Source organism: Acinetobacter sp. CAU_H_78, assembly GCF_058599365.1.
The window spans coordinates 773,736-793,497 of record NZ_CM178652.1 but is presented as its reverse complement, the minus strand read 5'-3'; the positions used below and the strand labels follow the sequence as shown (position 1 = coordinate 793,497).

The 19,762-nt window shown below is 43.9% G+C and carries 19 protein-coding genes and 1 pseudogene; 10 read left to right on the top strand and 10 right to left on the bottom strand.

The annotated features are described in order from the left end of the window. Positions 1-54 precede the first annotated feature (54 nt). Positions 55-579: a YecA/YgfB family protein gene (locus AC4MCD_RS03880; RefSeq protein WP_004784868.1), complete on the bottom strand. Its 525-nt coding sequence runs from the start codon at positions 577-579 to the stop codon at positions 55-57. Positions 580-650: 71 nt separating this feature from the next. Next, the gene (locus AC4MCD_RS03875) at positions 651-857 is read right to left on the bottom strand and encodes a PA3496 family putative envelope integrity protein (protein ID WP_004784869.1); all 207 of its coding nucleotides are present in this window, start codon (positions 855-857) and stop codon (positions 651-653) included. A gap of 373 nt (positions 858-1,230) precedes the next feature. Between AC4MCD_RS03875 and rpoD the strand changes: the two genes are divergently transcribed. The 6 genes from rpoD (at position 1,231) to AC4MCD_RS03845 (ending at position 7,781) form a co-directional block, all read left to right on the top strand. Further along, the gene (rpoD, locus tag AC4MCD_RS03870; protein ID WP_491876600.1) at positions 1,231-3,117 is read left to right on the top strand and encodes an RNA polymerase sigma factor RpoD; all 1,887 of its coding nucleotides are present in this window, start codon (positions 1,231-1,233) and stop codon (positions 3,115-3,117) included. Positions 3,118-3,224: 107 nt separating this feature from the next. Beyond that, positions 3,225-3,512: a YbeD family protein gene (locus tag AC4MCD_RS03865; protein WP_075167539.1), complete on the top strand. Its 288-nt coding sequence runs from the start codon at positions 3,225-3,227 to the stop codon at positions 3,510-3,512. Positions 3,513-3,674: 162 nt separating this feature from the next. Next, on the top strand, positions 3,675-4,334 hold the full coding sequence (gene lipB, locus AC4MCD_RS03860) for a lipoyl(octanoyl) transferase LipB (protein ID WP_491876599.1): 660 nt from the start codon (positions 3,675-3,677) through the stop codon (positions 4,332-4,334). 74 nt (positions 4,335-4,408) lie between these two features. Beyond that, the gene (locus AC4MCD_RS03855; RefSeq protein ID WP_005236882.1) at positions 4,409-4,942 is read left to right on the top strand and encodes a hypothetical protein; all 534 of its coding nucleotides are present in this window, start codon (positions 4,409-4,411) and stop codon (positions 4,940-4,942) included. A gap of 1 nt (position 4,943) precedes the next feature. After that, positions 4,944-6,128 carry an iron-containing alcohol dehydrogenase gene (locus tag AC4MCD_RS03850; protein WP_034170151.1) on the top strand — a complete coding sequence of 395 codons (1,185 nt, stop codon included), beginning with the start codon at positions 4,944-4,946 and terminating at the stop codon, positions 6,126-6,128. Positions 6,129-6,392: 264 nt separating this feature from the next. Further along, complete coding sequence (locus tag AC4MCD_RS03845; protein ID WP_004784881.1) at positions 6,393-7,781, top strand: APC family permease; 1,389 nt, start codon at positions 6,393-6,395, stop codon at positions 7,779-7,781. Between the two features lie 69 nt (positions 7,782-7,850). Here AC4MCD_RS03845 and AC4MCD_RS03840 read toward each other — a convergent pair whose 3' ends face one another. From AC4MCD_RS03840 to rplU, 8 genes and pseudogenes are all read right to left on the bottom strand, one after another. Further along, positions 7,851-8,240 carry a hypothetical protein gene (locus tag AC4MCD_RS03840; RefSeq protein WP_491876839.1) on the bottom strand — a complete coding sequence of 130 codons (390 nt, stop codon included), beginning with the start codon at positions 8,238-8,240 and terminating at the stop codon, positions 7,851-7,853. Positions 8,241-8,423: 183 nt separating this feature from the next. Continuing rightward, positions 8,424-8,900 carry a tRNA (cytidine(34)-2'-O)-methyltransferase gene (locus AC4MCD_RS03835; protein WP_491876598.1) on the bottom strand — a complete coding sequence of 159 codons (477 nt, stop codon included), beginning with the start codon at positions 8,898-8,900 and terminating at the stop codon, positions 8,424-8,426. Positions 8,901-8,934: 34 nt separating this feature from the next. Next, on the bottom strand, positions 8,935-10,308 hold the full coding sequence (cysG, locus tag AC4MCD_RS03830) for a siroheme synthase CysG (protein WP_491876597.1): 1,374 nt from the start codon (positions 10,306-10,308) through the stop codon (positions 8,935-8,937). A gap of 73 nt (positions 10,309-10,381) precedes the next feature. Next, positions 10,382-11,653 (bottom strand): serine--tRNA ligase, encoded by a 1,272-nt coding sequence (serS, locus tag AC4MCD_RS03825; protein ID WP_005236894.1) that lies wholly within the window; start codon positions 11,651-11,653, stop codon positions 10,382-10,384. A 100-nt stretch (positions 11,654-11,753) separates the two neighbouring features. Beyond that, positions 11,754-12,515: pseudogene (locus AC4MCD_RS03820) on the bottom strand (DUF3298 domain-containing protein). 167 nt (positions 12,516-12,682) lie between these two features. Continuing rightward, positions 12,683-13,375: an outer membrane lipoprotein periplasmic chaperone LolA gene (lolA, locus tag AC4MCD_RS03815; RefSeq protein WP_004784895.1), complete on the bottom strand. Its 693-nt coding sequence runs from the start codon at positions 13,373-13,375 to the stop codon at positions 12,683-12,685. Positions 13,376-13,622: 247 nt separating this feature from the next. Further along, on the bottom strand, positions 13,623-13,877 hold the full coding sequence (rpmA, locus tag AC4MCD_RS03810) for a 50S ribosomal protein L27 (RefSeq protein ID WP_004784896.1): 255 nt from the start codon (positions 13,875-13,877) through the stop codon (positions 13,623-13,625). A gap of 19 nt (positions 13,878-13,896) precedes the next feature. Then, positions 13,897-14,208: a 50S ribosomal protein L21 gene (gene rplU / locus AC4MCD_RS03805; protein ID WP_004784898.1), complete on the bottom strand. Its 312-nt coding sequence runs from the start codon at positions 14,206-14,208 to the stop codon at positions 13,897-13,899. 444 nt (positions 14,209-14,652) lie between these two features. Here rplU and sdsA point away from each other — a divergent pair, with 444 nt between their 5' ends. From sdsA to AC4MCD_RS03785, 4 genes are all read left to right on the top strand, one after another. After that, entirely contained in the window at positions 14,653-15,630 is a 978-nt protein-coding gene (gene sdsA / locus AC4MCD_RS03800; RefSeq protein ID WP_004784900.1) for an All-trans-nonaprenyl-diphosphate synthase, read from the top strand. Between the two features lie 15 nt (positions 15,631-15,645). Then, positions 15,646-17,688 carry a site-specific recombinase gene (locus tag AC4MCD_RS03795; protein WP_491876596.1) on the top strand — a complete coding sequence of 681 codons (2,043 nt, stop codon included), beginning with the start codon at positions 15,646-15,648 and terminating at the stop codon, positions 17,686-17,688. Positions 17,689-17,847: 159 nt separating this feature from the next. Then, entirely contained in the window at positions 17,848-18,450 is a 603-nt protein-coding gene (locus AC4MCD_RS03790) for a phosphatase PAP2 family protein (RefSeq protein ID WP_491876595.1), read from the top strand. A gap of 35 nt (positions 18,451-18,485) precedes the next feature. Further along, a complete protein-coding gene (locus AC4MCD_RS03785) occupies positions 18,486-19,757 on the top strand; it encodes an efflux RND transporter periplasmic adaptor subunit (protein ID WP_419364525.1) in 1,272 nt (423 codons plus the stop codon). The last annotated feature ends 5 nt before the right edge of the window (positions 19,758-19,762 follow it).

Genomic DNA, 19,762 nt, shown 5'->3' with positions numbered 1-19,762 from the left:
TACACTTGAGCTAAAAAAAGCACCTGACGGTGCTTTTTCATGGCGCGGCATGACTTATTCTGGTGTGTGGTACATCAGATATAATTCATTCAAGTTTTCTGGAATCTCTTCTGCAAGCTCATCCATTAACTGGCCATTGCGACGGAAAGATTCCATTTGCGGATCTTCTTCATCGATGCCACTGAATACCATAATTGGCAGGGTTAAATCGACCAACTGCTCTTCAAATTCTTCTGTAAACCAGGCTTCTTCGTTCAGGAACATGGCATCTACAAAGCCCACGCTCCAGTCACCTAGACTTGATTCGGTATCTGCTTCTTCAATTTCAAATGGGAAAGTGATCCCTTCTTCATTGGCCAAGCTTTGACGAATTGACTCTAACCATGCTTTAACCTGATTGATGATTTCTGCAGGCACTTTTTTCTGGTTGCCTTCAAAAAGTTCATCCATCCATTTGTCAAATTGCGGGCCTACTGCGATAGCACATAAGAAACCATGAGTTGCCGCAAAATCCAGACCATACTCATTTTGGTCGCCATCCAGATATTCACTCAACAGGTCTAAATCTAAAGCACTCATTTAACATCCAAACTTAGAAAACCGAAAGGATTAGCATAGCATTTATTCAGGCTATGCTAAATCTGAATTCGTTAATCTTCGTCGTCAAAGTCGTCATCATCGTCGAAGTCATAATCAAAATCTTTGAGTTCGCGTTCCAGGCGGCGTTGCGAGAGCAGATCATCAATCAGACGACGTTTTTCCAACGACTCTTTCGCACTTAGCTTACTCGATGCCTCATCGAAATTAACATCATCATCACCGTAGCTATCATCTAGTTCAAAATCTGTCGAAGACACTAAAACTACCTCGTAGTGAAAAATGTAAATGGGTCTAGGCGCTATTTATCTTGCCTTTAAAAACTTGTCAAGTTTTATTTATATATTTTGTATGTTTATACTAGTTAGCTCTTGTTTTTCTACAGCATAATTGTGTATTTATTAGCTGGTTAGATAGTGAACGCTTTTTATCCCATGGATGAAGGACGTTTCTAAAATTAGATTGGGAAATACACTTGAAAAGATAAACTTAGACCCAATATCGATATTCAATTGTTATTCAAACATATTTATAAAATCATGCTTGACTGATCAATTCCAAAACTATTTCAGGTGAATTGTGCTATCATGCACGGTTTTTCACTGCCACAGATTCAACGAAGAGTAAGCAAAGATGAGCGATATGACTTCCCCTACTTCTCAAGTAGCGGCTCTGATTAGCCGAGGCAAAGAACAAGGTTACTTAACCTTCGCTGAGGTTAACGATCATCTCCCGGACTCCATCACAGAAAGCGAACAGATTGAAGACATCATTCAAATGCTGAATGATGTGGGTATTCCTGTCCATGATCGTGCGCCTGAATCTGATGATGCAATGTTCGAGGATACTGCAGAAGCTGCTGATGAAGTTGCAGAAGAAGAAGCTGCGGCTGTACTTGCATCTGTAGAAAACGAACCAGGTCGTACGACTGACCCTGTACGTATGTACATGCGTGAAATGGGTACCGTTGAACTTTTAACGCGTGAAGGCGAAATTAGCATTGCAAAACGCATTGAAGAAGGTATCCGAGACGTTCTTCACTCTATTGCTTACTGGCCTAATGCTGTAGAAGTTGTACTACAAGAATACAAAGATTATGAAGCTGGCGAACGCCGCCTTGCTGACATTCTGTCAGGTTATTTAGACCCTGAATCAGATGAAGAAATTCCAGAAGTCCAGGAAGAAGTCGCTGAAATCGAAGAAGACGAAGAAGCAACGACCAAGTCAACCAAAGATGTAAAACTGGATGATGAAGAGGAAGATGAAGAGTCTGATAGCGATGACGATTCTGAAGGTGACTCAGGCCCAGATCCAGAAATTGCCAAAGTTCGTTTTGCCGAACTTTCAGATGCTTGGAAAAATACCAAAGCGGTATTGGAAAAACACGGCCGTAACAGCAAAGAAGCAGAAGAAGCACTTCAAGCGCTTGCAACTGTGTTCATGATGTTCAAGTTCACGCCGCGTCTGTTCGATATCATTTCTGAAATGATTCGTGGTACACATGACCAGATCCGTGGTGCAGAACGTGAAGTGATGCGTTATGCAGTCCGTCGTGGCCGTATGGACCGTACCCAGTTCCGTACTACTTTCCCGGGCCAGGAATCGAATCCAGCCTGGTTAGATGAGCAGATTGCGAAAGCACCTGCCGATCAGAAAGCTTATCTGGAAAAAGTACGTCCTGACGTATTGGCCTTCCAGCAAAAAATTGCAGATATCGAAAAAGATCTTGATCTTAAAGTTCGTGACATCAAAGACATTGCCAAACGTATGGCAGTCGGTGAAGCGAAAGCACGTCGTGCCAAGAAAGAGATGGTTGAAGCAAACTTACGTCTGGTGATTTCGATTGCGAAAAAATACACCAACCGTGGTCTGCAGTTCCTGGATCTGATTCAGGAAGGTAACATCGGTCTGATGAAAGCCGTAGACAAGTTTGAATACCGTCGTGGTTACAAGTTCTCGACTTATGCAACCTGGTGGATTCGTCAGGCAATTACCCGTTCAATCGCGGATCAGGCACGTACCATTCGTATTCCAGTACACATGATTGAAACGATTAACAAGATCAACCGCGTATCTCGTCAATTGCTTCAGGAAATGGGCCGTGAACCGACTCCGGAAGAACTGGGCGAACGTCTGGAAATGGACGAAGTGAAGGTTCGTAAAGTACTGAAAATCGCCAAAGAACCGATTTCGATGGAAACACCAATCGGTGATGATGAAGATTCGCATTTGGGTGACTTCATTGAAGACAGCAACATCACCTCTCCTGTTGATGCTGCAACTTCAGAAGGCCTGAAAGAAGCGACTCGCGAAGTACTGGAAAACCTGACTGAGCGTGAAGCGAAAGTCCTGAAAATGCGTTTCGGTATCGACATGCCAACGGATCATACTTTGGAAGAAGTCGGTAAACAGTTCGATGTAACCCGCGAACGTATCCGTCAGATTGAAGCGAAAGCACTGCGTAAGTTACGTCACCCTTCCCGTTCTGAGCACCTGCGTTCATTCCTGGAAAATGACTAAGATTTGATACAATTTTGGAGACTTGAAATTTCATCTCTCGTCTCCATTTTGTATTGCAATACACCCAAACGCCTGCGCTATGCAGGCGTTTCGAATAGGGGGACTACATGTTAGACCGTACACCATCTCGTGAACTTCGCGAAGATCTTTGGGTTTTTCCAATGGATTACCCAATCAAACTCATTGGCCTTGCAGGTGAAGAACTGCTGAATGCAGTCGTTGAGATTTTTACCAAACATTTCCCTGACTTTGATGGTGATAGCGTAAGTGTCACTCCATCTCGTACTGGTAAATATCATTCGATCACTGCTCAGCTACGTTTCCTTGAACTGGAACAGGTTCATGCCGTATATGCTGATCTTGCAGCTTGCCCACTGATCAAGACTGCACTTTAAGTTATTCTGCTCCAACCTTGGCAAATTAAAAGACACGCTTTCGGGCGTGTTTTTTTATATGTGTGACTAGCTCACCAACAATTACTACGAATCCATCCCCTATCACTGCTGAAATCATTATAATTATTTGCAGTATGATTTAATTTTCTAAGGACGCACACTGTGACAGCTGCGGTTCAAAAACCCTCCCTAATTATCCGTCAATATAATGACTTGACTCCCTACGAAGACCGTTTTTTGGAAATGAAAAGCTTCACGGAAAACCGTGATGAAAATACGCCTGATGAGTTATGGATTTTGCAGCACCATGATGTACTGACCCAAGGTCAGGCAGGTAAACCCGAACATATTCTGATTCCAACCGATATTCCCGTGATTCAAACCGACCGTGGTGGTCAAGTTACTTGGCATGGACCAGGTCAACTCGTCGCATACTTTATGTTTGACCTGAATCGTCTGGGCTGGAATGTCCGTACACTGGTGTCTTATGCTGAAAACCTGATGATTGAATTACTTAAAAAGCATGAAATTGAAGCTTATGCCAAACCCGATGCTCCGGGCGTCTATGTGAATGAGCGTAAAATTGGTTCTCTCGGCTTCAAAATCCGTAAAGGCCGTAGCTATCATGGCCTGTCTTTAAATATTGATTGTGACCTGACTGGTTTCCATACCATTAATCCGTGCGGCTATGCAGGCCTAGAAATGGTTCGAATTAATGACCTCGTCAGCAATCCGCCAAAGTTTAATGACTTGTGTGTTGAAATTATTGAAACTTTAAGCAGCAGCGGTTACTTTAATCAAGTGAACATCGAGCAAAGATAAAGCCTTTGCATTTTAATAACAAATAAATTAGAGTAATTACTCTAAACCAATAATATCAAGATAGGGATCATCACGTGATTGCGACAAAATCCGTAAAACCCGCTTTGCAGCTTGCCTATGTCAAACTGATGATGGATATCATTGGCCGTGGCCTGGTCATGGCAAGTCAGGTAGACCCAGAAATCAAACAGGAAGTTGCCCAGTTTCCCGCCAATTTTAGGCTTTCAATGAATGTTTTTCCGCATGGCCCGGCCTTCGTTGCCCGGGTCACGGAACAGCATCAACTGGAACTGGTCAAAGACAGCAGCATCAAGCCAGACCTGACCATTACCTTTAAGCATCTGCATCATGCCTTTCTGGTGTTTTCCTTTCAGGAAAGCACGTCTCAGGCCTTTGCCAATGACCGCATGATTGCCGATGGTGATATTTCCTATGCGATCCGTCTGGTACGTTGCCTGAACAAAATGGAAGCGCTGATCTTGCCGAAAATGGTGGCGCAACTGGCAGTAAAAGAATACCCGAATAATCTGGGACTCAAAGATAAAATCATGGAAGCGAGCAGCATCTACTTAAAAGTCGCTCAATCTTATTTGAAACGGAGTGTATAACATGGCAAAACCTTATTATGAATTTTTCTGTCCAGTCAAAGTGATTGCTGGTCATGCCGCGTTAGAACACATTCCTTTTGAACTGGCCACTTTAGGTGCCAAACGTCCACTGATCATTACTGATAAAGGGGTACGTGCCAATAACCTGCTGGCGCCGATTGAAGCTGCTTTTGAATCGACCGATGCCAAAATTGCAGCGATTTTTGATGATGTACCGCCAGATTCTAGTCTAGGTACAGTGCGCAGCGCAGCACAGCTTTATCGTGATCATGATTGCGATGCCATTATTGCCGTGGGTGGTGGCTCAGTCATTGATACTTCAAAAGCGACCAATATTCTGGTCTCTGAAGGTGGTGACGACTTACTCAAATATTCTGGTGCGCATAACCTGCCTAAACCGTTGAAGCCATTTTTCGTAATTCCTACGACTTCAGGAACTGGTTCTGAAGTGACGATGGTTGCTGTGGTATCGGATACTGAAAAGAATGTGAAAATGCCATTCGCATCTTATTACCTGATGCCGCATGCTGCGATTCTGGATCCACGTATGACCCAAACCCTGCCACCGCATCTAACTGCCATGACAGCCATGGATGCGATGACTCATGCTGTAGAAGCCTACACCTGTATGGCAGCCAATCCAATTTCCGATGCCTATGCCACAGCTGCAGTGAAAAAAGTCAGTGCCAACCTGTTTAACGTACTCGACAACCCAACTGATGCGCAAGGTCGACTGGAGCTGGCTCAGGCCTCTACCATGGCCGGAATTGCCTTCTCCAATTCAATGGTAGGTCTGGTGCACTCCCTTGGACATGCTCTAGGTGCAGTCGCGCATTTGCCGCATGGCCTATGTATGAATCTGTTCCTGCCTTATGTGCTGGAATATAACAAGGAAGTGAATGGCGACAAGATTGCCGAGCTGCTGCTGCCATTGGCAGGTGCGGATATCTATGCACAAACGCCAGCACACCTACGTGCAGACAAGACCATTGCTACGATTTTAACCATGCGTGACCGGATCTATAGCCTGACCAAATTACCGCGTACATTAAGTGAAACAGGTAAGATTTCTGAAGCACAGCTGGATGAAGTTGCTGAAAAAGCATTAAATGATGGTTCCATCATTTACAACCCGAAAGAAGCCAGTTTGGAAGATTTGAAATCTATCTTAAAAAAGGCTTGGTAATTACTGAAAAATAAGCCAATATAGCGAAAAATTTAAGCCTGATGTTTTTTTAGACATCGGGCTTTTATCTTGCAGGAAATCGCCATTTTTTGCTTCGAATGGCACATTTCGTGCAGGCCTAAATTCAAAAAATAGCTAGTAAAAGCCGTAATTTTAAAGTAGATTGGCGCGCTTTTATAGAAAATTGTAGGGGGGATCGTTCGTCTCAAACGATCCTTATTAAATATGACTGATCCTTGATCAACGATTAAGAGGATAACGCCGTTGACAAATTTCTCTGGGACTCAATCGGCAGCTAAACTGCAAAAAACGCTAGGACTCTGGCACATCATTATTATTGGTTTAGCTTACATTCAACCAATGACCTTATTTGATACTTTTGGTTTGGTATCTGAAGAAAGTCATTTGCATGTTCCTACTTCTTACATCATTGCCCTGATTGCAATTTTGTTTACATCGATCAGCTATGGTCACATGATTCGCCGCTACCCTTCTTCGGGTTCGGCCTATACCTATGCCCAAAAATCGATTCACCCGAATATTGGCTTCATGGTGGGCTGGTCTTCCTGGCTGGATTATCTGTTATCACCAATGGTGAATATCATCCTGGCGGTGATCTATCTTGAAGCACTGTTTCCTGATGTGAACCACTGGGTCTGGGTAATCGTACTGACTGCCTTCATGACCGGGGTAAACCTGCGTGGTGCACGCTTCGTGGCGAACTTTAACAGTTTGATCGTACTGGTACAGTTACTGGTAATCGGTATCTTTACCTGGATGGTATTTACCAAACTGCAGGCCGGTTTCAATGCTGATGGTCCGATTACAGCTGAACAGCGTTACCAGCTTTGGAGTCTTGAACCGTTTTGGAATGAACTGACTTCAGTCGGCGCTCTGATCACTGGTGCGACCTTACTGTGCTTCTCATTCACTGGTTTTGACTCTTTAAGTTCTCTGGCAGAAGAAACCAAAGATACTGAAAACACCTTGCCTAAAGCGATTTTCTTGACTGCTTTAATCGCTGGTGTGATTTTCATTATCAGTACTTACTTCATGCAGTTGTACTTCCCTTCTACACCGGGTTCTTACTTCAAGAATATTGCTGAAACTCAGCCAGAAATCCTGCTTCTTGTCGGTGGCTCACTGTTCCAGTCTTATGTGCTGACTTTTGCGATCATTACCGTAATGGCGTCTGGTATCTCTGCTCACGCAGGTGTATCACGTTTGATGTATGTCATGGGTCGTGATGGCGTGATCAACAAGAAAATCTTTGGTCATATCAGTCCGAAAAGCTATACACCAAACTACAACATTCTGATTGTAGGTGCAGTGGCCTTAACTGCTGGCTTCATGGATCTGGATATCGTGATTTCGATGATCAGCTTCGGTGCCTTGACTGCGTTTACATTCGTGAACCTGTCAGTGATTTCACGTTATGCACTGCGTGATGGTCGTACTAAAACTGCAAAAGATATTTTCAGCTTTGTGGTCATCCCGATGCTTGGTTTTATCAGCATCTTTGCGATGTGGCTGGAAATTGAAGAAACTGCACTAAAATACGGTTTATGGTGGGCGATGTTCGGTATTTTGTACCTGGGTTATAAAACCAAGGGCTTTAAGCACCCTGCTCCACAACATAACGAGTTTGAATAATCGATATTGTTCATACCTAAAAAAGGCGCGTTATGCGCCTTTTTTATTTTCTTGGATAATGGACTGGGCTTATTGTAGGCGACAATCAAAGCCCATCTGGGTATTTACCCGGTTATTCTGAAAGCCCAGTTTTTCAATAAACAGATCACGATTGGATAATAGTTTCTGATCTTCCGGACTGAGTCGAGCCTTGTTTTTTACCGCCATTTGATACATTTCATTCACCACGCCCTGAAAAATATCACAAACTTCCTGACGTTTGGCTGGTTTCATCTGACGTCCACGCCAGGTCCACTCGAAATCATCACGGCTGAGGGTTTTGCCCCATTGCTCAATGCGGCCATTTAAGCGCTGTTGCATTGCTGCCAGCCCATGGCGGATTTCTTCCTGAGTAATGGGCTGAACTGTATCTTGTGATGATACTGATTGCTGTGGCGCTTCTTGAGCCTGTGTCATCATGCTGGCCAGCAATAACGTACTACATCCTGTTAGAATCCATCCTTTTTTCACATCTTGTTCCTTTTTTCTACATTCTCAAGAGCTTATCTACAAGATTACCTGAAAGGCCAAATATGTACCTGCATCTGTTACATAAAATAAAAAAGCTGCCCATAGGCAGCTTTTTAAATCGGCACGATGAACTTAAAGCGGTTTAAAACCCTGTTGACGCCATGCTTCATAGACAATCACAGCAGTCGCATTAGACAAGTTCAAGCTGCGTGAATTCTCTGCCATTGGCAGACGAATCCAGTGCTCTTTTGGAAACATCATACGTACATGCTCTGGCAAGCCACGAGTTTCTGGCCCCATTAACAAGGCTACAGAACGATTTAGATCCGAGGTATGCGGGGTTTCAAAACCTTTTGTTGTGAGTGGATAAACCGCATCCACACCTACGCCCTTAGTAGCCAGATCGACTAGACAGTCTTCAATATTTTCCCAAATCTGCATATTGGCATATTCGTGATAATCGAGACCGGCACGTCTTAGTTTTTTATCATCCAGTTCAAAGCCAAGCGGCTTGACCAAATGTAACTGTGCTCCCGTATTTGCGCATAGGCGAATAATATTACCTGTATTGGCAGGAATTTCAGGTTCATATAAAACAACATGGATCACAGCTTTTCTCTACTTTTGGGAGTTCAGTGACCGTTTAGGACCACTTCAATTTTTCACGTAAACGCACCACTTCACCAATAATGGTCAAGGTTGGTGCCTGAATATGGTGCTCATTCACTTTCGATGCAATATCTTGGAGCGTTCCCACCACCACTTTTTGCTCTGGTGTGGTGCCTTTTGAGACCAAGGCCACTGGCATATCTGGACGCTGACCATGCTCTATCAATTGTGCACAGATTTTTTCCAGTCCAACCAGTCCCATATATAGTACTAGGGTCTGGTTTTCATAGACCAGTTCATTCCAAGGCAGCTCTGGTGAACCCTCTTTTAAATGGCCTGTCAGGAAACGCACGCTTTGCGCATAATCACGGTGAGTTAATGGAATACCAGCATAGGCTGAGCAGCCAGACGCAGCAGTAATACCTGGAACAACCTGGAAAGCTACGCCAGCAGCAAACAGCTCTTCAATCTCTTCACCGCCACGACCAAAGATAAACGGATCACCGCCTTTTAGACGACAAACGCGCTTGCCTTCGCTGGCATATTTCACCAGTAAGGCATTAATTCCTTCTTGTGGCACCGCATGATTGGACCTCGCCTTACCGACATAGATCTTTTCTGCATCACGGCGACAGAGATCCATAATCGGTGCAGAGACCAAACGGTCATAGATCACCACATCGGCCTGCTGCATCAAGCGTAAGGCTTTTAGCGTTAATAACTCTGGATCACCCGGTCCGGCACCGACCAGATAAACTTCACCTTTTGGCTTTTGCCATTCATTCAAGGCTTGTTCAATCAGACGGTCAGCTTCAGCCAGATTGTCATTAAATACCTGTTCTTTCAAAGGGCTGGCGTACAAGTCTTCCCAAAAGATACGGCGCTCATCGGGATTAATAATCTTGGCTTTAACTACACTACGCCACTTACCAGAGAACTCAGCCAGTTTACCCATACCATGTGGAATGGTAGCTTCAAGCTGGGTGCGGATCTGACGGGACAATACTGGTGAAGTACCGTTACTCGCGACTGAAATAATCAGTGGTGAGCGGTCGATAATCGCTGGTACCATGAAACGGCAATGTGGTGGATCATCAACACTGTTGACCAGCACATTTTCAGCTTCACAGTCTTCAAACACCTGACGGTTGACTCCAGCATCATTGGTCGCTGCAATCACCAGACGGTAGGAACGTAGAGGAATTTCAGAATTGAAAGGTGCCTGAACATATTGACCGGCGGTCGCTTGAACAATCTCAAGCAGACTCGCTTCGATCTCAGGTGCAACCACCGAAATGACTGCCCCTGCTTTCTGTAGCAATACCGCTTTACGGTATGCAATATGTCCACCACCGACAATCAGACAAGGTTGCTGTTGCAACTTTAACGAGATTGGAAAGATATCCACAAAATGCCTCAAAAAGTTTTAAATCTGACTGTCTAAGCAATTTTCATGCACATTTTGGTGCATACACCGATATTTAGTCGATGTAAGTTGCACCACCCATATACGGACGCAGTACTTCAGGGATCTCAATTGAACCATCAGCACGTTGATAGTTTTCCATGACTGCCAGTAAAGTACGACCTACAGCCAGACCTGAACCATTCAGCGTATGTACGAATTCAGTTTTTTTCTGGTCAGCACGGTAACGCGCTTTCATACGGCGTGCCTGGAAATCCCACATATTTGAGCAAGATGAAATCTCACGATACGTATTTTGGCTTGGCACCCAGACTTCAAGGTCATAAGTTTTGCATGCACCAAAGCCCATATCACCGCCACACAGAATGATTTTACGGTATGGCAGACCTAATGCCTGCAAAATACCTTCGGCATGACCAGTTAGCTCTTCCAGTGCCTGCATAGAGTCTTCTGGTTTTACAATCTGCACCATCTCAACTTTGTCAAACTGATGCTGACGGATCAAACCACGGGTATCACGGCCATAAGAGCCAGCTTCACTACGGAAACATGGGGTATGTGCTGCATATTTTAGTGGCAGACGGTCAGCATCAATGATTTCATCACGCACGAAGTTGGTTACAGGCACTTCAGCCGTAGGGATCAGGTAGAATTCTTTCTCACCTTGCAGCTTGAACAGGTCTTCTTCAAATTTTGGTAACTGACCTGTACCACGCAAAGAATCTGCATTTACCAAATAAGGAACATAGGCTTCGGTATAACCATTTTTAGTGGTATGCGTATCCAGCATGAACTGAGTGATGGCACGTTGCAGACGCGCTAAAGGACCTTTCAGAACGCTGAAACGTGAACCGGTCAGTTTGGTCGCAGTTTCAAATTCCAGACCGCCCATCATTTCGCCCAGGTCAGTATGGTCTTTGATTTCAAAATCAAATTCGCGTGGTGTACCCCATTTCAGGACTTCCACATTGTCATTTTCGTCTTTACCTTCAGGTACAGATTCATCTGGAAGGTTTGGAATAGACAGTGATTTTTCTTCTAGTTCAGCTTGCAGTTCAGCTAGAGCAGCTTCAGCAGCCTTAATTTCATCGCCAATCGCAGACATGCGCGCCATAATTTCAGAGGCATCGCCACCTGCTTTTTTGATCTGACCCACTTGCTTGGCACCGGCATTACGCTCAGCTTGCAAGGATTCAGTTTTGGATTGAATCTCTTTACGGCGAGCTTCTAATGATGCCCACTCCTCAACATTTAGTTGAACACCACGTTTTGCCAAGGCTAAATTTACAGCCTCAATATTATTTCTAAGTAATTTCGGGTCGATCATAGCCAATCTTTGGATAAGAAAAAAACTGGCTATAGTGTAAGCTCTTAACGTCAAAAAATACAGTGACTGACCTACCGGCTGGAGTTTATTAGCACAATATTTAAAGGCTTGTTTGAGGCAAAAGTGATAAATATTCGGGCCGGATGATCTCGCTTAATGCTGTATAAGGTACTTTTAATTCTGCCATGTCACTGATCGTCTTGCTCAACTCGCCTGCCGGATAGACCAGTACTAGGCCATGACCGTCAAAATAATAATTGTCACTCAGTGCTAGTTTCTGCTGGTTGATTTGATAACGATCTAGCCAGTCTTTATTCGCTTGATATAGAGCCTGTTTCAGTTTTTCATCTGTATTACCGCGCATAACCTGATGAAGAGCTAGACGTTTCTTTTGTTTTAGATCCAGATTGACATATTCAGTATGAGATTGGGGCTGTGCTACACGTTCAGGCTGATGAGCAGTTTTAAATATAAAAGTGGCCAGATGAGCATGCTGATTCAGGTAACTCACCTGAATGGAACGCTGATCAATAAATTTCGGCTGATCCTTTGCTTTAATTTTATTACTGGTCACTTTGCTAAAAGCGACCGGCTCAGTACGCTGAATCCGCTCCATAAAATACTGATCAATCCAGCTTATATTGGTATCTACAGTCTGCAAATCAAAGCGCACACAACCTTCGATTTCACATACGACCTGATTGGCATCTTTAACCGGAACTGTTTTGGACTGGATTTACCCTGTGTCTTCTGATTGCGCGGATGTAGTGACTGAAGAGGTTTGAGGCTGACAGGCAAATAACCCCAGATTCAGACATAAGATACAACCGATCCAGCCTATTTTACATGAAGTCATTTTCATCCTGAGCTCCTAAAATTTTGCAATTTCATTGACTCAACTTTTGTTTATTCTAAAGCGCCTGAACTTCTAGATATACGCCAACCTTGTAATGACTCCAAATCCATCCCGATTATGAACAACAAAAAAGCAACCCGAAGGTTGCTTTTTTATTTAGCCTGTATTGATGCTTATTGATCAATAATGTCTGTGCCCTTTGGCGGGGTAAAGTTAAATGTAGATGCCGGAATCGTAGTATTCAGTTTTACATTACTAAATTTAATATTCGTAGTCTGGCCTAATGAATCTTGCAAAATCATCAAGCTAGGCGCTTTGTTCGCACCAAAACTAATAGTCAGGCTTTCAAAAACCCCATCAGTATTTTTCGGATAAAGCGTGTAATAGGTTTTAGCTTTATTCGGCTGGGTCACGCGATAAGATTGCATAATCTGGCTGGTATTGCCGGACAATAATAATGCCGGTGTATTTGCCACCTGATCGTCTAAACTCTGACGCACTGCTTGCTGCAAGTCTGGATCATAGATCCATACGGTTTTACCTGTAGTAGCAATGGTCTGTTTAGATGGGCTAGAAGTTTCCCAGTAGAATTTACCCGGACGCGCCACTTTCATCACACCTTTAAAGGTCTGATTCATATGCTGCGCGGTCAAACCTTTTTTCTGGGTCGCTTTCGGATTAGTGACTTTAGTCGTTTGTTCAAAATTTGCAGTTAAGCTACGGATATTGCTGAGCTGTTTCACCAGATTCGCAGTAGCTTGCTGCTCCGTCGCTGCAGTTGCGGCAAATACAGTCGTGCTCATGACAGGTGCCAGTGTCGCCGTACCGATTGTTATGGCACATACAGTTTTACGAAGCATACTCATAATCTCACCTTTTTGTATTTGCATATCGCTATTTATCTAATGGCTCATATTAAACCAATTTCTCAAACTAAGATGATAGAAAATAAGAAGTTTTGTATTGTTATTAATGCAGAATTCCTGCTTTTATTCATCATGATGAAGATTCAATAGTGATATTTACATTCGCTGTCACAGCTTTATAAGCCGATAAATCTTCACGCATAAAAAAACCCACAGAAACTGTGGGTCTTTTTTCTATCTCAGCAAATTATGCTTCAACAGATACGTAGCGACGGCCAAATTGACCTTTCACTTCGAATTTTACTACGCCATCAGCAGTAGCAAATAAGGTATGGTCACGGCCCATACCTACGTTTTGACCAGCGTGGAATTCAGTACCACGTTGACGAACGATGATGTTACCTGCAGTTACAGTTTGGCCACCGTAAACTTTAACACCTAACATCTTAGGATTCGAATCACGACCGTTCTTAGTCGAACCACCGGCTTTTTTAGTTGCCATGTCTATTTACTCCTAGTAATTAGCCTGAGATACCAGTAATTTTCAACTCAGTGAACCATTGACGGTGACCTTGTTGTTTACGGTAGTGCTTACGACGACGCATTTTGATGATGCGGATTTTGTCGTGACGACCATGGCTAACTACTTCTGCAGTTACTTTAGCGCCAGCTACAACTGGAGCACCGATTTGAATGCTATCACCGTTTACAAGCATAAGTACGTCATCAAACGTAATTGTTGAACCAGTTTCAGCTTTCAATAATTCAACTTTAAGGGTTTCACCCTCAACTACACGGTGCTGTTTACCACCGCTTTGGATTACTGCGTACATAATGTACTCCAAACATGCCCGTGTCGACGTGCCGATAAAGGAATATATCGATCTTAAAACGCGCGCCACTGGGGGTTATACAAGGGCAAAGATTTTAAGGGATATTATAAGAAACAACAAGCCATTTTAAGGAAATAATCATGAACTCCATTACAAAGCCTATAAATCATTAAATTATTCATTCAAAATCAAGTATTAATACCGGATATACTGACTAAAAAACGCTACTAAATTTCAAGTTTTCCGGCTGCCTGAGAATGTTTAGAAAAAAACTTTAGCGGAAAGATATTGTTCATTTTTTAAATGTCAAAATTTAGGCTAAACTCGAATAAGTGCTATAAAAAGCTGATTTTTAGTAGAGTTTGTGCTTTTCTTAGCTTTCACTCATGTTATAAATTGTTAAACTACCCGCTGCGATTTACCAAACTAGAGGTTTTCTTTCACATGGCCATCGACTTTAAGCAAGATATTCTCGCCCCTGTTGCTAACGACTTTGCTGCGATGGACACATTCATTAACGAAGGAATTACCTCAAAAGTGGCGCTGGTGATGGCGGTCAGCAAGCATGTGGTTGAAGCTGGCGGCAAGCGTATGCGCCCTATCATGTGCCTGTTGGCAGCGAAAGCCTGTGGTGCCGTAGAACTGGAACAGCATCGCAAACTGGCAGCCATTATCGAAATGTTGCATACGGCAACTTTAGTTCATGATGATGTTGTGGATGAGTCGGGTTTACGCCGTGGTCGCCCGACTGCCAATGCCACCTGGAATAATCAGACAGCTGTGCTAGTTGGTGACTTCCTGATTTCGCGTGCCTTTGATTTGCTGGTCGACCTTAATAATATGACCCTGCTCAAAGACTTCTCTACGGGTACTTGTGAAATTGCCGAAGGCGAAGTTCTGCAACTGCAATCGCAACATCAGCCAGAAACCTCAGAAGAAACCTATTTAAGTATTATTCATGGCAAGACTTCTCGCCTGTTTGAACTAGCGACCGAAGGTGCAGCTATTCTTTCAGATAAGACTGAGTTCCGTGAACCGCTACGTAAATTTGCTGGTCACTTCGGTAATGCTTTCCAGATTATTGATGACATTCTGGACTATACATCTGATGCTGAAACCTTAGGAAAAAACATCGGTGATGACCTGATGGAAGGTAAACCTACTCTGCCATTGATTGCTGCCATGAAAAATACAACCGGGGAATCGCATGAAATTATCCGTCGCAGTATTGCAACGGGCGGAACAGATCATTTGGCAGAAGTCATCAAGATTGTAAATGATTCTGGTGCCTTGGATTATTGCCGCCAGCGTGCAACCGAAGAAACAGAAATTGCAATTCAAGCCTTGAATGCACTACCCGATTCAGAGTATCGTCAGGCCCTCGTTAATCTGGCCAAACTGGCTCTTCACCGGATTCAATAGCCGCTTACCTCGCCTATGCATATTAATTTTCTTGATATTTTTCAAAGCATGCAGCACCAGCTTGAACAACCACAGGCGGTGCTGGATGAGAATCTGCTCATCCAACTTGTAGAACGTATACGCCCAGAAGACAGCAGAAATGCAGAAGAAATCGAAACAAAATTTAATGCATTTATCCGGGCTTTACTACTCACTCCCAATGCAGTCTTAACCTTACAAAGTTTCACTTTAAGAGTTATCAACCGCTATAAACAAGCCAGCCTGTTTTCCGATACCGGAATTCTTTCTCTGGATGGTTTCTGGAATCAGCTGAATCAGCGGATCGGGGCGCATATCCTACCGGTGATTCCAGATCATCTACAGCTTCAGGAATTGTTCCGCAAAATTTTCTATTTGCGCACCGATAAATACTGGCTGGATTATTTTGATGAAGCAGACTGGCAGCGACTTTTTGCTGTTGTAAATCAGGGTCATTCTAATCAGGTAGAAAAAACCCGAATCAAAGATCAGATCATTAAAGCACTAACGATTCTGTCCTACCGGGTGAGTGGGATCGGTCTACATCCTGAATTTATTAATGCCCAGCCTGAGCTCATGGAATATGAATCACCTTTTCTGGTGCAAAACCGTGAGATCATTGAATTTATCCAGGAATATAAAAAACGCTATAACACCGTAGAACTGGTAGATGCGATTACGCCGCCAGATGCCTCGCAAGCTCTGGTGATGCTGGAGCAGTGTCACGATGTTGTCGCCAAAATTCGCCGCTCTACCAAACGGATTGGGGTCAGTGTTAGCCTGACCTATATGCTGGCCTTACTGGAACAGTGTCTGGAACGGATCGAAATCCTGCTAAATATGGTGCTGGATGACGATGACCTGCGTTATCAATCCATTGGTCTGTTTATCGCAGATATTACTGAAGCAATCTATAGTGAACGTAGTGTACGTGCTTTACTGACTACCAATAGTGAACTCCTGGCTTTACAGGTAACTGAAAATGCCAGTAAAACCGGTGAACATTATGTAAGTACTGACAAGCAAGGCTTTCTGGCTATGTACAAATCGGCAGCCGGTGCCGGTATCATCATTGCCTTTATGGCCTCGCTGAAAGTCTTAATGGCGCGTGTAACGATGGCACCTTTAATGCAGGCCTTTAGCTATAGCATGAACTATTCGCTCGGTTTTATGCTCATTCATGTGCTGCACTTTACCGTTGCAACTAAACAGCCGGCGATGACCGCAGCTGCACTGGCTTCTACCGTACAACAGCGTAAGGGTTCGAAAACCGCCCAGATTGCTGAACTGGCTGCACTGATTGTGAATATCATTCGGACCCAGTTTGTCGCGATTCTTGGGAACATTTCCATCGCAATTCCTGTTGCAGCACTGATTGCCCTGATGTGGGAATTTGCCCTACATGAGCCATTAATGACGCATGCCAAAGCAGCCAAAACTTTATATGACCTGAATCCATTTACTTCTTTGGCGATTCCTCATGCAGCAGTGGCTGGAGTATGTTTGTTCCTGTCAGGTCTATTAGCCGGTTATTTCGATAATATGGCAGTGTATCGGAAGGTCGGTCCTCGTCTGAGAGCTCATGTGCGCCTGTCACAACTGATGGGACAAGAACGTTTGCATCGATTTGCCGATTATATTGAGCGTAATCTGGGTGCACTGGCGGGTAATTTCATTTTTGGGGTTATGCTGGGCAGTATGGGTACCATCGGTTTCATTCTCGGTCTGCCTTTAGATATTCGTCATATTGCCTTTGCGTCTGCCAACTTTATCCAAGGACTGATCAATATTAATGGTCCAGATATTGGACTCATTATCATCTCTTTCCTGGGTGTTCTGCTGATTGGTCTGACTAACCTTTTTGTAAGTTTTAGCCTGACCATTATTGTGGCATTACGCGCACGACGGGTGCGTTTCGAACAGTGGAAACCGCTCGCTAAACTGGTCATGACCCATTTCCTGACTCGCCCAAGCGAGTTTTTCTGGCCGCCGAAGCAAACCATTGAAATTGACGAAAATCATACATCCACAAAACTGTAAAATTGCGAGAATATTTGGGCATTTAGGTACAAAATCCCATAAATAAAAAATGGAATTTGCATAAAATACGCACTCTTGAAAAAAAGTGTACTGACAAGTACACTTTAGCGCAGACAGTTAACCGGCTGAATAACGGTTAAAAGGACAAGGATTTTTGGCATGCATTACTTGTTACTTATTGTCGGAATTTTATTTTTAATTTTCAGTGTGTTATTTCTTGATATTGCAACTTTAAGCCAATTGGATGTGCTTGCAATAGAATGGATTAGCGGCTATCGCACAGAATTTTTAAATCAAATTAATCAGTCCTTATCAGTGATAGGTGGCATGCCATTTGTATTATTTTTATCCACACTATGGTGTATTTTTCTACTGTGGTATAAAAAGCATGCAAGCGTAATTTTTATATGTATCGGAATTATCGGAGGAATTCTCCTAGGCTGGCTTTTAAAACTCAGTATTGCCCGACCTCGACCAGCAGAGTCTTTTCATCTGGTTGAAAGCTATGGAAGCTCCTTCCCGAGTGCCCATAGCGTCTATGCAGCCTGTCTCGGCTGTCTGGCAATGTTTATATATCGGCGACATCCCCGACATGCCATCATCTGGGTGGGTGCAGGTGCATGGATGCTGATTATGGGTATTTCAAGAGTTTATCTAGGCGTACATTTTCCTTCAGATGTCATATCCGGCTGGAGTATAAGTTTTATTTGGATTTCGTTGTGGTATATGGTCTGGATCAGATATTGCACGGCTCACAAATAAAAAAATTTAGATAAGAATCCAATTGAGGTGGAACAATGATGTCTGCAAAGCTTTGGGCACCTGCCCTGACTGCTTGCGCATTAGCAACAAGTATCGCGCTTGTTGGTTGTAGCAAAGATCCTAAAGAGGGCCAGCAAGCTGGTGCTCAGCAGCAAATGCCACCGACTGAAGTCGGTATTCTTGTTGCACAGCCACAAAGTGTCGAGCAGTCTGTAGAGCTCTCAGGTCGTACAACAGCATTTGAGATTTCTGAAGTACGTCCACAGGCTAGTGGTGTGGTGCTTAAACGCTTATTCACTGAAGGTAGCTATGTCCGTGAAGGTCAGGCGCTGTATGAAATCGATTCAAGCACTAACCGTACTACTGTCGATAATGCTCGTGCTGCGATTGCCCGTGCTGAAGCGAATCTAGGCGTATTGCGTGTTAAAGAAGGCCGTTACCGTCAATTGGTCGGTACCAATGCCATCTCTAAACAGGAATACGATGACATCGCAGCACAGGTCAAACTGGCTGAAGCTGATTTGAATGCCAACCGTGCAACTTTACGTAATGCTGAAATCAACCTGGGCTATTCAACCGTACGTGCCCCGATTTCTGGTCAAACCAACCGTTCTTCGATTACGGCGGGTGCATTAGTGACTGCAAATCAGACAGAACCACTGGTTACGATTCAGCGTCTAGATCCAATCTATGTAGATATCAACCAATCCAGTGCTGAACTGCTACGTCTGCGTCAACAGCTAAGCAAAGGCAATCTCAACAGCTCAAACAACACCAAAGTGAAGTTAAAGCTTGAAGATGGCAGCATCTACCCTGTCGAAGGCCGTCTTGCATTCTCGGATGCCAGCGTGAACCCTGAAACAGGTACTGTGACTTTACGTGCAGTATTCCCGAACAAAAACCATTTACTTCTGCCAGGTATGTTTGCCACAGCGCAAATCGTACAAGGCGAAATTCCAAATGCCTTCCTGATTCCACAAGCAGCGTTAACCCGTACGCCTACGGGTCAGGCTATGGCGATGCTGGTAGGTGCTGACAATAAAGTGACTCCACGTCCAGTAACGACAGTCGGTACTCAAGGCAGCAACTGGATCGTAACCGAAGGTTTGAATCCGGGTGATAAAGTGATTGTTGATGGTATTGCCAAGGTAAAACCTGAACAGCAAGTGGTGCCTAAACCTTATCAACCTCAAGCAGCTGCCCCACAAGGTGCTGCTCAACCAGCTGCACAGCAACCTGCAGCAGATGCAAAAAAGGCAGATGATGCAAAGAAACAACCTGAACAAAAACCTGCTGCAAATGCATAAGGAGT

Excerpts from the sequence above, each read along its gene's own strand:
- rpmA (WP_004784896.1), bottom strand. The coding sequence starts at position 13,877 with ATGGCAACTAAAAAAGCCGGTGGTTCGACTAAGAACGGTCGTGATTCG.
- AC4MCD_RS03880 (WP_004784868.1), bottom strand. The coding sequence starts at position 579 with ATGAGTGCTTTAGATTTAGACCTGTTGAGTGAATATCTGGATGGCGAC.
- AC4MCD_RS03865 (WP_075167539.1), top strand. The coding sequence starts at position 3,225 with ATGTTAGACCGTACACCATCTCGTGAACTTCGCGAAGATCTTTGGGTT.
- rpoD (WP_491876600.1), top strand. The coding sequence starts at position 1,231 with ATGAGCGATATGACTTCCCCTACTTCTCAAGTAGCGGCTCTGATTAGC.
- AC4MCD_RS03840 (WP_491876839.1), bottom strand. The coding sequence starts at position 8,240 with ATGATGACACAGGCTCAAGAAGCGCCACAGCAATCAGTATCATCACAA.
- rplU (WP_004784898.1), bottom strand. The coding sequence starts at position 14,208 with ATGTACGCAGTAATCCAAAGCGGTGGTAAACAGCACCGTGTAGTTGAG.
- AC4MCD_RS03850 (WP_034170151.1), top strand. The coding sequence starts at position 4,944 with ATGGCAAAACCTTATTATGAATTTTTCTGTCCAGTCAAAGTGATTGCT.
- lolA (WP_004784895.1), bottom strand. The coding sequence starts at position 13,375 with ATGAGTATGCTTCGTAAAACTGTATGTGCCATAACAATCGGTACGGCG.
- AC4MCD_RS03785 (WP_419364525.1), top strand. The coding sequence starts at position 18,486 with ATGATGTCTGCAAAGCTTTGGGCACCTGCCCTGACTGCTTGCGCATTA.
- AC4MCD_RS03790 (WP_491876595.1), top strand. The coding sequence starts at position 17,848 with ATGCATTACTTGTTACTTATTGTCGGAATTTTATTTTTAATTTTCAGT.
- sdsA (WP_004784900.1), top strand. The coding sequence starts at position 14,653 with ATGGCCATCGACTTTAAGCAAGATATTCTCGCCCCTGTTGCTAACGAC.
- serS (WP_005236894.1), bottom strand. The coding sequence starts at position 11,653 with ATGATCGACCCGAAATTACTTAGAAATAATATTGAGGCTGTAAATTTA.
- AC4MCD_RS03795 (WP_491876596.1), top strand. The coding sequence starts at position 15,646 with ATGCATATTAATTTTCTTGATATTTTTCAAAGCATGCAGCACCAGCTT.